At 35.5% G+C, this 15,365-nt stretch carries 17 protein-coding genes; 5 read left to right on the top strand and 12 right to left on the bottom strand.

The window, feature by feature from the left end:
• Positions 1-159: 159 nt before the first annotated feature.
• Entirely contained in the window at positions 160-1,515 is a 1,356-nt protein-coding gene (locus L6N96_06925) for a hypothetical protein (GenBank protein ID MCP8323890.1), read from the top strand.
• 148 nt (positions 1,516-1,663) lie between these two features.
• Here the strand turns inward: L6N96_06925 and L6N96_06920 are convergent, their stop codons facing one another.
• The 6 genes from L6N96_06920 to L6N96_06895 all read right to left on the bottom strand — a co-directional run bounded on the left by L6N96_06920 (position 1,664) and on the right by L6N96_06895 (position 8,064).
• A complete protein-coding gene (locus tag L6N96_06920; protein MCP8323889.1) occupies positions 1,664-2,836 on the bottom strand; it encodes a hypothetical protein in 1,173 nt (390 codons plus the stop codon).
• 13 nt (positions 2,837-2,849) lie between these two features.
• Complete coding sequence (locus L6N96_06915; protein ID MCP8323888.1) at positions 2,850-3,458, bottom strand: TIGR00296 family protein; 609 nt, start codon at positions 3,456-3,458, stop codon at positions 2,850-2,852.
• Positions 3,459-3,469: 11 nt separating this feature from the next.
• The gene (locus L6N96_06910) at positions 3,470-4,000 is read right to left on the bottom strand and encodes a Mut7-C RNAse domain-containing protein (protein ID MCP8323887.1); all 531 of its coding nucleotides are present in this window, start codon (positions 3,998-4,000) and stop codon (positions 3,470-3,472) included.
• Positions 4,001-4,072: 72 nt separating this feature from the next.
• Positions 4,073-5,389: a dihydroorotase family protein gene (locus L6N96_06905; GenBank protein MCP8323886.1), complete on the bottom strand. Its 1,317-nt coding sequence runs from the start codon at positions 5,387-5,389 to the stop codon at positions 4,073-4,075.
• Positions 5,390-5,524: 135 nt separating this feature from the next.
• Positions 5,525-6,049 (bottom strand): CBS domain-containing protein, encoded by a 525-nt coding sequence (locus tag L6N96_06900; protein ID MCP8323885.1) that lies wholly within the window; start codon positions 6,047-6,049, stop codon positions 5,525-5,527.
• A 71-nt stretch (positions 6,050-6,120) separates the two neighbouring features.
• Complete coding sequence (locus L6N96_06895) at positions 6,121-8,064, bottom strand: NFACT family protein (GenBank protein MCP8323884.1); 1,944 nt, start codon at positions 8,062-8,064, stop codon at positions 6,121-6,123.
• An 80-nt stretch (positions 8,065-8,144) separates the two neighbouring features.
• Between L6N96_06895 and L6N96_06890 the strand changes: the two genes are divergently transcribed.
• Entirely contained in the window at positions 8,145-8,447 is a 303-nt protein-coding gene (locus L6N96_06890; GenBank protein ID MCP8323883.1) for a hypothetical protein, read from the top strand.
• On the opposite strand, the gene L6N96_06885 is transcribed toward L6N96_06890, so the two are convergent.
• Complete coding sequence (locus tag L6N96_06885) at positions 8,427-8,738, bottom strand: hypothetical protein (GenBank protein ID MCP8323882.1); 312 nt, start codon at positions 8,736-8,738, stop codon at positions 8,427-8,429. The genes L6N96_06890 and L6N96_06885 overlap by 21 nt on opposite strands.
• On the bottom strand, positions 8,731-9,438 hold the full coding sequence (locus L6N96_06880; protein MCP8323881.1) for a hypothetical protein: 708 nt from the start codon (positions 9,436-9,438) through the stop codon (positions 8,731-8,733). Before L6N96_06880 ends, L6N96_06885 begins: the two co-directional genes overlap by 8 nt.
• Positions 9,439-9,711: 273 nt before the next feature.
• Here L6N96_06880 and L6N96_06875 point away from each other — a divergent pair, with 273 nt between their 5' ends.
• Positions 9,712-9,951, top strand: coding sequence for a hypothetical protein (locus tag L6N96_06875; protein MCP8323880.1), 240 nt, complete (start codon positions 9,712-9,714; stop codon positions 9,949-9,951).
• A 12-nt stretch (positions 9,952-9,963) separates the two neighbouring features.
• The gene (locus L6N96_06870; protein MCP8323879.1) at positions 9,964-11,181 is read left to right on the top strand and encodes a methionine adenosyltransferase; all 1,218 of its coding nucleotides are present in this window, start codon (positions 9,964-9,966) and stop codon (positions 11,179-11,181) included.
• Positions 11,182-11,334: 153 nt separating this feature from the next.
• Here L6N96_06870 and L6N96_06865 read toward each other — a convergent pair whose 3' ends face one another.
• Positions 11,335-13,107, bottom strand: a complete 1,773-nt coding sequence (locus L6N96_06865; protein MCP8323878.1) for an ATP-dependent DNA ligase — start codon at positions 13,105-13,107, stop codon at positions 11,335-11,337.
• 106 nt (positions 13,108-13,213) lie between these two features.
• Between L6N96_06865 and L6N96_06860 the strand changes: the two genes are divergently transcribed.
• Positions 13,214-13,696, top strand: a complete 483-nt coding sequence (locus tag L6N96_06860; GenBank protein MCP8323877.1) for a hypothetical protein — start codon at positions 13,214-13,216, stop codon at positions 13,694-13,696.
• 251 nt (positions 13,697-13,947) lie between these two features.
• Here the strand turns inward: L6N96_06860 and L6N96_06855 are convergent, their stop codons facing one another.
• The 3 genes from L6N96_06855 to L6N96_06845 all read right to left on the bottom strand — a co-directional run bounded on the left by L6N96_06855 (position 13,948) and on the right by L6N96_06845 (position 15,305).
• Entirely contained in the window at positions 13,948-14,211 is a 264-nt protein-coding gene (locus tag L6N96_06855) for a hypothetical protein (GenBank protein ID MCP8323876.1), read from the bottom strand.
• Between the two features lie 75 nt (positions 14,212-14,286).
• On the bottom strand, positions 14,287-14,712 hold the full coding sequence (locus tag L6N96_06850) for a hypothetical protein (protein MCP8323875.1): 426 nt from the start codon (positions 14,710-14,712) through the stop codon (positions 14,287-14,289).
• Positions 14,713-14,819: 107 nt separating this feature from the next.
• Positions 14,820-15,305: a hypothetical protein gene (locus L6N96_06845; GenBank protein ID MCP8323874.1), complete on the bottom strand. Its 486-nt coding sequence runs from the start codon at positions 15,303-15,305 to the stop codon at positions 14,820-14,822.
• Positions 15,306-15,365 lie beyond the last annotated feature (60 nt).

Below are 15,365 nucleotides of genomic sequence, written 5' to 3'. Positions count from 1 at the left end.
AAATATGATTAGAAGAAGATAAAGAATTTTCCAAATTATTCTAAATGCTTAATCATTATTGTTCCTTAGAAATTAAAACATTTCTAGAACACCATATATTATATAATGCTTATACAATAATATGATTGCAGATTGACATGTATAATTGGACGGAATAAGGTGGTAGTTGCGATTATTATAGCGATTACAATTTTTCCTATGATTTTACCAATATGCTACAGTCAATCCCTTAATGAAACGGATTATATTTATGAGGAGCTAGAAGATTGGAAAATCGTTAAAACAGATGTTATTACAATAGCTGTCCCATTAGAAAAAGTTGTACCTATGTATGTTTGGTGGTATAATGATGATGACAGCATCATATATGTTGTAAAATACGAAGGTCTGGCTGAAGCTTGGTTATTTACGTCTGAACAATTTAGGCATGATATGTTGTTTGATGATACAAAAGATTTCAAAAGCGAGTTTATAGAGCACGCACATATATATGGCTGGGTAGGGAACAGCATAATCACTCCAAAGATTAATAAGGCTGCAAACGATCTTCATCCTTTCTTCTACACATTCTTCGATGAGAAGTGGGATCTAATTGCGGATATGCAAGTAATTAAAGCTCAAGATGGTAAAGTCATAGGTCTTGCCTTTGCTTTTAAACTAACTGAATCGAAAAATCCAAATTTTGATTTCACAGAAGGTAATATCCTCATAATAAATAGAATATACTTTGTCCCTGTGGAAGAACGGATAGGAGATAGTAAGATATCTCTATCCCGATCTGAGTTGAAATCTGATATAATCATCTCCAATTGGCAATGGAACTATGATTTATTCATGGATTCTCTCGGTGAATTTTCTGATCAAATTCCAGATCTATCCCCTAAGATTGTTTTGAGCACTAAATTCAATGTTCGCACTGTGGAGGAGGAGAATAGACTTAGTATAATGAACGAAGAGAGAGATGGTATTATAATCACCGGTGAACAGATCGAATTAGGAGCTGAGGTCATAATTGGAGAAAAAACTGTTGAGTTGAGTGGTGCAATTGATGAGGAAGATGAGATAATTGCATCAAATGGTCTCCCGAATCTTAAAATATCGACCAGAGAAAGCATAATAACAGGCTTCTTCAGATTTAACTCTAAAGCAATTATTGTTCCTCAAGCCAATAATGGAGATCAAAGTACTACTGAAGATGTTGAAGGCACCTTTTGGACTATTAATGGATTGTTGAAGGTGTTCATTGTCTATCCTTACTTTGCTAATAATTTATTAAGACATGATCCATCTATTGGTGTTTCTACACTTGGATCGGAAGATGAAACTCCTTTATATGTGGTTGAACTACCTATTGAAACAGGAGAATTAGTGCCGTCTTCACAGTCGATCATATCAATCTCTACCTTGCTGTCTCAGGTTCCATTCTTGGAATTGGTACTTACGGCAATATTATTTACAATTATCATTGTTGTTGTAGTCGTATCGACACCAAAACAAGAAGATACATATCTTTAATTAGTACACACTTATCAGAGTTCTTAAACTCCTTTCCTCATACATCTTTAACCTTCAGCCAAGAGGCCGTTGATTTTTTTTATGATTCTTATTATCAAACAACTTTTAGTTAATTTTTATAAATGAAAGTATAGTAGAAATCTTAAGATTATTTTAATCCAATGTGATCCACAATAATCTTGACAGTATTCTCTATTCCATCAAATTTATCAGCAATATTCTTCAATCTCTTAATATTTTTTGTAAATTCATTTTGCATAATAGACGAGATGGATTCATCAAGCTTACTAGGTGCTAAATATTTTTGATCTAAAAATATGCCAATGCCGAGCTTTGTAACTTTTCTTGCATTGCATATCTGCTCACTGTGAGTAGGAATAGGAATTACGATCATAGGTTTACCAAATGAGATTGATTGAGCTATTGTAGAATGCCCAGCTCTGATGATAACTGCATCAGATAAAGTGAATAACTCATCTTTAATGGGACACCATTCATAATACAATCCTCCATCAAATTTTCTCGGCTCTGAATTACCCCCTAATAGGCCTTCTGATATTATAAAATTGTATTTTTCACTATAGATATTTGCAGTCTTTACTATTGTCCTTAATATTTTCTTTTTAGTCTGGGTGGGACCACTGATCTGCGTGAATATTATCGGCTTATCTCTTTTTATATTAAGTTCTTCTGAAATTCTATCCAAATCCAAATCATTTATGATAGGTTTTGGAACTATGAAACCAACGTAATGGGTCTTCCCTTTAATTGAGCCAATTCCCCAAAGGTTTTTCTCTGAAATTGTGTAAGGAGGTGGTAAATCGGGCAGAATTATCCCTTTAGAAAAAGACCAGAGCTTACCTAAGATTTCAGCCTCAATATCTTCTAATATTGGTACAACTTTTCTCTTTCTCGTTGAGAATAAAATCCTCACTTGATTCAAAATTACAAATGATTGCAGTCCAAGTAATTTAGCAGCTAAGATGGCTGAAAGTCTAGAATCGGATAGAACAATATTAGGAATGTAAGACTTCATTTCAGCAACTTCAAGCATCAATTGATGAGCAAAATTTTTTAAAGCGGGCAAAGCCTCTCTTGAGACACTAGAAACGGAAAGTTCGCTATCTTGATTCCATTTTACATCTACTAAAGGTACTATACCGCATTTAAATCCATTATGTTTTAGATAATTGGCTATAAAATTAGACGAAGAAAATCTTACTTCTATCCTCTTCTTCATTAACCTTTTAGCTATTAAAATCGTTCTGTTTACATGACCTAGGCCCGAGCCATAGATGGGCATGTAAACTCGTTGGACCAAATGGGAAGTCCCTTTACGCCTTTTTCCTTACTACTAAACCTCTTGGCAATAACTCCCCAAATATGATCGCTTGGAATTTATAGATTTTAGTATTAGGTGAAAGCCAAGTATCAGGAGTGGCCCCAGCCTTCATACATGTGTGAGATAGAAATTCCTCAACGCTCCAATTATATTCTACTGGAACTTGAGGTAGAAGCAAACCGCTACCCCATGCCCATTTGACAATTAACCCATCTTCTCCTAATTGAACTTTTGATGGATACTCTCTTGGAGTTTTCACGACTATGAGTTCTGGAGTGGTTAGAACGCTAACCTCGATAATAACTTCGTCTAGCTCATCTACTATCATAGGATCAAACCTAGGATCACTGACCGCTGCTGCTATTCCTGAGTCGATGATAGCTTCGATTAAAGCAACGTCTGGATATGGGTGACCGATACATCCTCTAAGCTCGTTACCATCTTTGCATATATTGATTGTAACGAACACTCCAGACTTATTATATAATTTTTCTGGTAAATCTTTAGGAGGTGCAATCTTTCTACCCTCTTTAATGTAAGTCTCTATGGCATCTCTTGCAATCTTTACTAGGAGCTTTCCTTCATCATTATTGATAATCAAGGCCTCTTATCTTACTCAAAAATTATGCTTTGATTTAAATTTGTTAGATTTTTTCTGACCCTTTCAGATAGTTTCTCGAGTCTAGTCCAGTGTCCTCCTATCCAATATATCTTGCCACATGTAATGCAAGAATAGAAACGATCGTGACTCTTTATTATGCGCTTTGGAATTTGACCAATTACATTATATTTATCGATCTCTTTTATCTCGCCATTACATAAAGAACATCTTGAATTTTTTGGGTTTAGCTTTGGAGCTATACCAAAACTCTTGAATACAGTTATAATTCTGTCCTCATCTTCCTTACCTAATATAAAGATCGACTTCAATCCGTTTAATGTAGCTCTATTATGAAGATCTTTGTCGGAAGTTAAAATTACTCTCTTTCCACTCTTTGCAATAGCTAAAATATCTTTGTCATTACTTTCAGTATTATAAAGAACATCAAATCCATATATTCTAAGTTTCCTTGCCAAGCTACCAAGCATACCATCTGCTATAAATCTGACAGTATATTTACTATTATTTTGATGATCATCCATTATTTATTAGATAGAGAGATTAAGGTTTAATCTTTTTCCATTGCTTCATCATTGATTAAAGATATAAACAACTTATTCATGCCGTTTACGATCTTTTATAGTCATACCCGCCTTTATTGATGGGACTAAATCTCCATCTAAAAATACTACTTTGCCTCTAACAAATGTAGCATAAATGCTAGCTTTAACAAGCTTGCCATCGAATGGGGAAAATTTACATTTTGAAAAGAAATTTTGTGAGTCAATCTTTTTTTCACTTTTTAAATCGATTATTGTTAAGTTCGCCACTCTTCCTACTTCTATCTTACCTCGGTCAAGTAAAGAAAATCTCTCAGCTGGCTTTGTTGTAAAAGCATCGGTTACCCTAGATAGAGTTAGTATACCATCTCGTACTAATGTATATAAAATTGGTACAGCGGTCTCAAGACCAGGAAAACCAGGGCTCCCTTGATCTTTCTCTTCTAATGTATGGGGTGCATGATCTGTAGCGATTATATCTACATCTCCATTCGATATCCCCTTTACAATTGCTTCAATATGTCTCTTTGAGCGTAGAGGAGGTTCGACTATCGATTTCTTACCAAATCTACTAAATATCTTGTTCGTAAGAGTTATGTAGTGTGGAGCTGTTTCACATGTTATATCTACGCCCTTCTCCTTTGCGTTTCTTATTTTATTCAACCCTCCGAAAGTAGAGACATGGCATATATGCAACTTTCCCCCAAATTTTTGTGAAGCGTTTATCGCTATATCTATAGCACTTTCTTCAGCTTTTATTGTATGAGACCGAGCATGTAGTTCTGGTGATAAATCGGCCTCAGCTCTCTTTATAAAATTAGGATCTTCTGCATGTACGGAAAGAACTATCCCTAGCGACGATACCTTTTGAATCAATTTAGAAATGTCTCTTTCTGTAGAATAATTCTCGTAGTCTATTGACTTTGCCATGTATATCTTCATAGCTTTACAACCGGAATCTACTAAATTCTCTACTTGATCGGGACTCCTCGGTGTTGCGTAAAAGCCTACATCACAAAATATCTTCCCTTTAGCCTTTAGAAATCTTTCTTTGACAATCTCTGTTGTTGTAGTAGGTGGTTTGCTATTTGGCATGTCTAAAACAGTAGTAAATCCACCTGCAACCGCTGCCGCTGTACCAGATGAGAAGTTCTCTTTATAAGATAACTTAAAATCTCTGAGATGAGTGTGAACATCTATGAAGCCCGGAAGTACAAGCCTTCTACCAGCATTAAATGTTCTTTCAGCTTTTTGTAGGGTGCTCTCCTTGCCTATCTTTACAATCTTATCTCCAATGATAGTTATACCGATATCTAATATCTTGCCCTTTATCAAAACGTTTGCATTGATTATGTTAATAATTTCACTCATCCTTCTTTCCTCTATAGAGAATTAAGATTTGATATTTTTATTCTATAATCCCATCCATCATAAAAAAAATCTTGAGTATTCTAATTAGATTATACCTTCAATATAATATATTCTTAGATGTAACATTGAGATTATCTATTCGATAGTTCGCTTTCCTTCACGGCATTCCTCACAACGGAATTTTCCATCTACTTCCATTAAGTAATCAGACCATTGATTGCATATGTCACAATAACCAGATAAGGAACCTCTCTTCCTTCTAGCTTCACCAGTCATAATTCGTGCTTTCTCAGATGCTATTTCCATAATCTCGGGTATAATGGCTACAATATCTGAGATGGTTATCATGCCAACTAATCTATTTTTATAAGTTACACCAAGTCTTTTTATCCTTAAATTCCTCATAACTCTTGCTGCTTCTCTTATGTCTTTATCGCTATTGATCGTGTGTAAAGGTGATGACATGATATCTCTCGCTAGTACCTCACTTGGCTTGAAATCTTTTGCCACAGCTTTAAAGGTTATATCACCATCTGTGACTATGCCCGTAGGTTTATCGCTTTCTGTGATCACTATGCTACCAACTTTGTTTTGAATCATTCTTAAAGCTAAATCCTTGGCTGTCTCATTCGGCGATGCTGTAATTGCAGGACTATTCATAACCTCCCGCACTAGCACTCTTGTACGGATTGACACAGTCACTTTTCTTTCCCATCCCATATGATGTTTTACTATACATTAATATTTTGCTCACCATAATCCTTGAACACGATCATCCCACCACCTGGAAGGACTCTGATTATATCATCTAAAGACAAAGACCTTAATAATCGTAAATTCCTGCTATCGATCCTAACAAGAGCCTCCTTGACCATCTTGGCAGTCTTACTAATATTTACTTTATCAGGTTCTAATATAACATATGATAAAGAATTTTTTCTTACTGCACTTATTGGCCCCCCCATTATTGCTATTCCTTCTTCCATTTTGTGCAGTCCAATCGCAATTTTTATTTCTAAACCTTTTATATAGTTTCTTTTCCCCTCGATTAGGAAACTGCCCTTAGGTAAGTACATACCGCTTGGCGCTTGCATCTTTATTTGTTCTGGCTCTACATAGTATACATCTATAGCCGCAAAACCTTCTTTCCACGCTCTACTATAACTAGCAACTGCATGAGCTGTTTCATTTATGCTTTGTTCCATCTCTTTTGTACCTTTTAAAATAAAAAAGGGAGACCCTAGAATATCAGCATGAAAGACTAGATCACAATTGTTCATGTGCTTCTTTATTATTGCTGTATTTGAAGTGGCATCTCTGCCGCCTATCGCTAGCAATCCATCTGAAGTTATGAACCAACGATACCTCTCAAACCATGATTTCTCCCTTGTCTTTTTCTCATCATTTTTTTTAGCTATTTTTTGTGCTTCAATCTTTTTAAGTAAAGCATCTCTTTCTGCGATAAGAGATTTCTCAGCTAACTCTATTGCAATTGATTTTCTTTCTAAAATCTTCGCTTCATCATAGAGTTGTGACACAAATTTCATGATTGGACATTTCCTATCAGCCTTTAATATCAAGCCTTTTATTGATATGAATAATTTATCACCTCTCGGTGTGAATTTATCAATCCCTAACTCATGGATTCTATCTGATATGACCTCTATGTTTTGAAATCCACTTGATAATACTTTATTGGAAAGCTTTTGGGCAGTGCTTCTAAGAGATTTAGCCTCGACCGAAATTCTCTCTTTTTGTCTTCTTTGTTCTTCTAAGGCAAAATTCATCTCTTTTATCTTTCGATGCAGAGGTCTGAACTCGATTTCATGCTTAATAGCTGTTATCTCACCAGTAAATACTTCATCTATTGCTTCAAAATAAGATGTACAAGTTTTAAGATCTTTCTCTTTATAGGATAAAAATTTAAAAGGTGAAGCATCGATGGGACGGCCATTTTCAAGAACTATTGTTGGTTCTTCTTCAGCTTCGATAAGGTTGATTATCTCATTTATCTTAGTGTGTATCTTCTGAATATCTTCATTCGTAAGATTCGTTCCTATGGCTTTCGGATCTATTTCTGCTCTTGCTAATATCTCTTCAACATATTTCTTTGACAAAGAAAGGTTTCTACCCAACCATCTTGAAATCTCAAGTTTAGAATTTAATGATGGAACTAGATCTTCAAGTAATAAAAAATTTACATCTAAACCTTTAGGTGGTGGGAAAGTGTATTTTCTACCTGTTAATATTTCACGATGTCTCACCTTTAAAGTCTTTAATGCTGATATAATCCAATCGTCTTCATCTGTAAGGATAATATTCCCATTGGCAAAAAACTCACCTACAAGTTTCCGCAAACCTTCAGGAGAACTAGCATTTAATATTGCTATCCTCTCTCCCTTGGGTTGCTCTATCTTTAATATCTTCTTTCTTACCAAGTTCCTCCTTAAAGCTGGAGTTATTCCCAACGGTTTCTTGGGCTCTAACAAATATGTTGTGATCCATAACCCCTTGCCAGCTGATAATGCTAACCTCTTCTCAGGTTTTCCACTATGGTGTAATTTAAAGAGAATCGTTTCTTTATTAATGAGGTAAATATTATTAATATAATAACCGCTTAAGGTCTCGTTCAACCTTTTAACTATATGCTTTAGCTCAATGCTCGATAGTTCCAAATTCATTAATACTATGTTTAAACAACAATATATTTCAATATGTTTAAATTTTACAAAGTAAATTGTTTTGTGCGTGATGTATGCTGATCAAGCCTAATCCTATCGATCAACTCTTCTGGACCCGCGCTTTTCTAGGTATGGCTACGGGTTTTCTATCAGGTATTATGGGCTTTCTTGGAAACGAAGCATATAAAGGATTGTTACTTGCGATTATCGCATATATTATTTCGTATTTTATGGCCAAATACGTTATAAAATTAAATCTTTCAAAAAAAGAATCACATAAGATACTGACCACTGGCATCGGTAGCTTTATTGCTCTCTGGCTCTTTACATGGATCGTCTACAATACTCTGATCGTCTCATCTAGTATGTCTTTGTAAAAATCTAATGAAATTTATCCAAGTCCAAAAATAATCTCTATCAAAATCATCGTTCCATTTAGACGAGAGCCTAGTATTGAGCAACTTACGTAACTTTTTCAAATTTTCAAAATCAGAAAGATCACCATCTTTAGAAAAGTTGATGATACCCTCGATAGCAAACTTGACACCCGGACTGATTCCTGATTCCAAAGGCTTAAAAAATCCTTTAGCATCCGAATATTTTCTTTCTATAATGAGCTTATAGCACATCTTTATTTTCCTATGATTCTTTTTATCTATCTTAATCATTATCGATTATCCCTGCTGAGTTTATTCTAAAATGAGCAATCGCTTTGTTAATTGGCGGCTGGACTACTCTAGCACTAATGCTATAAGACTCTTTTGATAGATGAACTCTTATATGAACTCCTTGTGATGCAACGTTCCCACCTGTCTCTACCTCATAGTATTGATCGTCCTTGATTCTACTTCTAACAGTATTAGTGATTACAACTGCTACTCCATTTTTAACAGCTAATGAGCATAAGTCATGCAGGTGCTTAGCTAAATTTGATTGCCGATCTGTAATCCTTTCTTCTCCTTGATATTCAAAGATAAAATTATCTGTTATTGTATCTATGATGAGCAATCTGACATGAAATGGAGCAATTATCTTAAGCCTTTTTGGAACATCTACCTGCGTACTTATATTTCTGGCTTTGACAACCATTATTCTTTTAGATAAGTCTTCTTTTACTTTATAATGATTTGCAATCTCTTTTATTCTTTCAGGTCTAAAAGTTCCCAATGTATCTACAAATACCACTCCACTTTCTTCATCTAAAAGTAGTGCAGTTACGCAAAGATGGAAGCATATCTGAGTCTTTCCAGTTTTGCTGGCACCAAAAAAATCTGTTACAAATCCGGTCTTTACACCACCATTTAATATTACGTTTAATGATCTAGATCCTAATGTTATAGTTTCAGTCTTAAATTTTTTAGAATACATTGAATTTGTTATTATGCGGTCCATATTATGATTTGATCTATATATCATTAGATTATCTTACCGTTATGATCATCCTTAAAAAATGTATCACTAATATACAAACCGAATGTTTTGCTACTCACTCAAATATATTGACGAATTCAATATTACTATTATTATTAGATATTTTTGTTCTCGAATTAAAATTTGGTAGATTCAATCTCAATTGAAATGCGATAGACTTTTATTCCAGAACTCATAGAGTGAAGAGATGAAAACTGAGGGAATCACTTATTGTCCCAAACTATGAAGAAACCTTTAGTAGCCCTTCAAAAAGCTATCAATAAGCGCGTTGTTGTGCGGCTGAAGAGTGATACTGAATATAAAGGCAAGATGTGCAATGTAGATACATATATGAATGTGATCTTAGTGAATGCAGAAGAATATAACAATGGCACTCTTTTAACCAACTATGGAAAAGTTGTTATACGTGGTAATAATGTTCTCTTCGTTCGAATAGAAGACAACCTTTAAGTAAGTGATATCATGGAAGGAAAGTCTATCCATGTTGGGCAACTAAAGACAATAGCTATAAAAGATCTTGATGTAGAAATTGTAGAACGAAAAGGTCAAGGACATCCTGATAGCCTTATTGACGGGGCATCTGAATCCGTTTCGAGAGCGCTATGTAAATATTACCTCCAGAAGTATAAAACTATTCTTCATCATAATGTGGATAAGGGCCTTTTAGTGGGTGGGCAGTCTAAACCTAATTTTGGAGGGGGAGATGTTATCGAACCTATATATGTCATCGTGGCAGGAAGGGTCACTAATTTTGTAGTGAACGATAACAAGATAGAGCCCATACCTGTGGGAAGACTCTTAATCTCTTCAATAAAGAATTTTTTCAAGTCGAAGATGAGGTTTCTTGATCCAGAGAAACACATCATTGTAGATTATAGAATGAAACAAGGTTCGGCAGATCTTGTCCATATATTCGAAAAATCTTACAACATGCCGTTATCAAATGATACATCAGTAGGTGTCGGTTTTTCACCATTGACCCCTACAGAAAGGCTTGTACTAGAAACTGAAAGGTTTCTAAATTCTGAAAAACTGAAAAAGGAAATTCCTGAAGTAGGTGAGGATATAAAAGTTATGGCTCTAAGAAGAGATAATGAGATTGATCTCACAATTGCTGCAGCCATGGTAAGCGGCTTAATACCTGATAAAAACCATTACATTAGCGTGAAAGAAGATGTAATACAAAAGATCGAAGATTTTTCATCCAAGATAACGGATATGGATGTTAAAGTGAAGATTAATCCCGCAGATGATTATGAAAAGAACGTATTTTATCTTACTGTGACTGGAACTTCAGCTGAATCAGGGGATGATGGCAATACAGGTAGAGGTAATAAGTTGAATGGTCTAATCACACCTATGCGGCCATGCTCTATGGAAGCATGTGCAGGAAAGAATCCAATCAATCATACAGGAAAACTCTTTAATTTACTCGCCCAGAAAACAGCAGATGAGATCTACAACGAAGTAAAAGGCATAAAAGAGGTATATTTACACATGCTCAGTTGTATAGGAAATCCTATAGACCAACCAAAGATAGCTAGCGTTACAGTGTTATTAGAAGAGGGGAAATTATTATCATCTATAAAAACAGATATTGAATCAATCACGATGGAACAAATATCTAAGATTACCGACCTCACAGAGCTCATATTGAGTGAGTCTTTTCAACTCTATTGAAAATTTTAAAAAGTCTGTAATAAACTTTGATTTTTGTTTTAACTTAATTACATTTAAAAAAATCTCTATCTAAAAGTAGTAGGATGAATTAATCATAATCAAACTCTCGGAAGATGACTATCACCTTTACCATATTTTCCCAATTTTTATAAATCAATTATCATGATTTTTCTGTTTTTCTACCCTTTTCAACTGTCCCTTGTAAATCTCTTCTATCTCTTTCACTGTAGTTGCATCTTCAGGAGCTTTATTATTTCTAAGTCTACCTGTATATTTCGGAAATCTTAGCGCAAGACCACTTCCTTTACGAATAGCATTCATGCAACATGTATGGATGGGACTTATGGTTATTTCGGCAGCTATTACTTCAATTACTATATGAGGTATAAACCAGACATCAGCTTCTAACTTTGAGTCAACACGAGCATGTATGTGATCTATTTTATATGGCGCGAGTATTTTTGGAATTTTTTCGAGAGTCTCATCAGTAAATCCCGTTCCAATTTTACTCACACTTCTAAACATATCGTTATCTTTATCATAAGCTGTAAGTAAAAATGCACCATATTTGCCAGCTCTACGACCTCGGCCATAGAATGCGCCCACTATAACCAGGTCTAAAGTATCCCCCAACTCACTTCCATACTCTCTCTTAAGCTTAATCCAGCTGAATTCCCTTGCCCCAGCTCTATAAATACCGTTAGGGTCCTTTGCCATTATTCCCTCACAACCATTGGCTATAGCTTCTCCTAAAAAATTCTCTATCTCTTTTGGATCATCTGAGTAGATACTCGGAACGATCTTAATTCTATCGTCTTGTGTTACTAGCTGTTTTAATTTCTCCCTCCTCTCCAAGTAAGGTCTTTGGGTCAGATCTTCACCGTCTAGGTATAATATATCGAAGAAAAATAACGAAACTGGATAATCTATTAAAGCTTTATTAATTTCATACTTGCGTCTTCTGTGCATAAGTTCCTGGAATGGTAAGAGCTTCCCAGTATCTGGATTTACCGCTACACACTCTGCCTCTGTTATGACTTTATCAGCTTTAAGATAAATCATTGCTAGATCTATAACATCAGGATAATGATTTGTAATGTTTTCAAGTCGACGTGAAAAAAGTTTTATTAAACTGCCATTTTTGTGAATTTGGATACGTTCCCCATCTAGCTTGTATTCTGCAATACACTTTCCATTCAGCTTTTCGATAATTTCATGAACAGTTTCCAACCTTTCAGATAACATAGGTCTAACGGGTCTATTGATTGTTATCCTGTAACTCTTTATACCTTTTAGACCCTGACTTGCTACAGTCTTAGCGATTGTGCCTAAGTCACTAGACAGATTATATGCTCTCTCTAAGGTGGGTCTATTGCTCTTATCACCTGTGTAAGCAATTGCCAAAGCATCTAATACTGTATAATCTGCCACACCGAGCCTCAATTTTCCTGTTACAGTCCTTATGATATACTTTGCTTCCTTTGGCGTAGCGTCGTTGAACAAGCTAGAAATGTACTTTAACTTGATATTGAGTGAACCTGGTCCAGAAGTCTTTGCTATCTTGTCCAAGGTTGTATATACCCTATTTACCGTAAGTTGTTCTTTAAAAAGTGTAGATTGTTTACGACTCTTCAACACTTTTTCAGCTACCAAACCTATATCTCCTACTTTCTTATAGAAAGTTCTAATTTTTTCCAAATTATTCCCAGTAGAAATTGCTATGGCCCTCATAGCTAGCTTTTCAGCTATTCCAATCTCTACTCCAATGTAGTCAGGATATAGTTTACCTTGAGTTAAATACACTACTTTATCTATAAGATTAGTGTTAGTCTCTTTGAATAAGTTAACAAGATGATCGATAATTTCCAATCTTTTTGTAGTTTCTTCTATCTTCTCATAGATATCTGCTATAAACGAATATAACATAAACTAATAGATTTTGGACCCTATTTTATTTAAATTAATCTTAGTTTTACACAAGTTTATATACGAACTCTTCTGCGGGGCGACGGCACTCATTAAGGTGAATTAGGTGGAGAACAAAGTAAAGTCCGCCTTAGTAAATATTGATCGAGTTTTAAATAATAAACAATTACTGAAGAAGCAACGTGATGCTCTATCTTCCTTTGACCGTTATAATGAATTGAACAAAGGTTACTTTGAGGAATTAAATTACCTTGAAGAAGACATCTTTATCAGTGTTTACTATGATTCAATTCAAATTGAATGGAAATTATTAGATGAACTTGCTCCAGATGAAACTCGAACATATGAATTTTATTGGAGCACCGATGATGTTCCTTCAGGAGAATATACAATTAAGGCTGAGATCAGCGTCGTTCCGAAAGAAACCAATACTTCAGACAACATCTTCGTTTATGGCAAGGTGACAGTTCCTTATGAGGGGGAAGGAGACGCCATAATACTATTCTATGTAGCAATCGTAGTAGTTGTGTTGTCTGTTGCTACGATAATCTTCTTTAAAAGAGGACAGATATTTAAAAGATCCAATTAAAGTAAAGATCATAGTTCATCATAACCGTTATTCTATATTCTATTCAAGGAAGTATTTTTCTACTTTCGGTATCCGATTTCGGCGACTATTAAGGTGAAAGAGAACGATATTTGGAAGTAAAACCTGATTGGAAGTTTATCCTATTACCTTTAAATGATTTTTTTTGCTCTAGACCCCTTTGTTTCTTTTTTTACTTATTTAGTGTGGATATGTCAAGTTCTAGATAGATATTTACATGCGCGCGTATACGCCTAACAACGATACTGCACTGGTCGGTTTGGTCTGACCGCTATTCTTCTCCTGACTATATATTCTAAGGTATACCTTGCATCCCCACCGATACCTTTGTCGCGGGAGAACGTATGACGTTGATTTTCGTTAAAAGCGAAATGTAGAAAATCAATCTGGAGCATTAATTCGCCAAAAAAATCCTTTCTGCCATGATCATCTGTTTCCCATAACTGGATTGATGTGTGATGATGGATTGGGGTAACTACTGGAGGATCCATTCTCAAGAAATCCCCTGTTCTCATCCGTCGGGGCCCCCATACCCTCTCGCCATTTACCTTAATATACACACGATCTGCATACTACTGGGCGTCAGTGCAATGAAGAGAGACCAACGCCAGACAATACCCTGGTCGTCCACGTCCGCGTATATCATCTTCATCAGCGCCTACGTCAAAATATAGGTTATATCGCCATGTGTCATTGGGTGGTAAATGTGCGACGTATCTTCCAAGCCCGACAAGGTCCGCATCTTCTACTTCTTCAGGGTGTAATATTCGTACTCCGCCGTAATGGTCATCCCGCCCCCATTCTTCTTCAGAAAGAGTAATGAGAATATCTCTTCCTTCAAAAGTACTAGTTAGATTTAGGGTATCGCCTTGTTTCATCTCATAAGGCCCGAATACTCCAGGAGAGCTACCATCAACAGATATGCATAAATACACTTCCTCCTTTTTTTCTCCTTTTGTGTTGATACATTCAAGTGTTCTTAATCTTACAACGGCCATTTTATTCGCCTTATAGAGTATATTCGATTTTCTCCTAAAAAAAGAGGTAGGGGTTTTATTTGGCTTGTTTTAACATAATCATTAGGTATCCTTAATTTCTCTTTGTTTTAAGGCGGTGCAAAATCCGCACCCGCTGTGTTGAACTCGATCCCACGATCAGGTCGTTCACTTATCTCTTTAAAAACAACATGAACAGAAATTCCGAGACCGTGACGAATCGTAATAGGAGGATCAATGTCCAACTCTCTTGGAAACAGGTCAGTGGCACCTGGGGGCCACACTTCCTCTGACCAGACCCATTCTTTTTTTGAACCCCCATCCCAAATATTGACCTCATCAATATATACCATACCACTGCCAATCCAAGTAATTGGTTTTTCAGTATATAATATGAATATTTTCTTGAGAGGAGGTCTTACATCGTCGAGTATTACGGGAGTCGGGATTGGTATGTGAAACCAGTATTCTTGTCTATCCGGACTCGTTTCTGTAAAATGTGACCCCCCACCCCATCGGCGAATTTGTAACGATGGCTTCGGGTTTTCAACCTCTACAATATTTCCGTGAACCCATATTGCTGCTTTTATAGGCATAGTAATTATTGTATATACTTTATATATTTAACTTTAATTATGTGATACTTAACTCATATA

This window comes from Candidatus Methylarchaceae archaeon HK02M2 (genome assembly GCA_024256165.1).
Lineage (GTDB): Archaea > Thermoproteota > Nitrososphaeria > Nitrososphaerales > JACAEJ01 > HK02M2.
The sequence above is the reverse complement of the archived record's forward strand: the minus strand, read 5'-3'. Positions and strand labels throughout refer to the sequence as shown.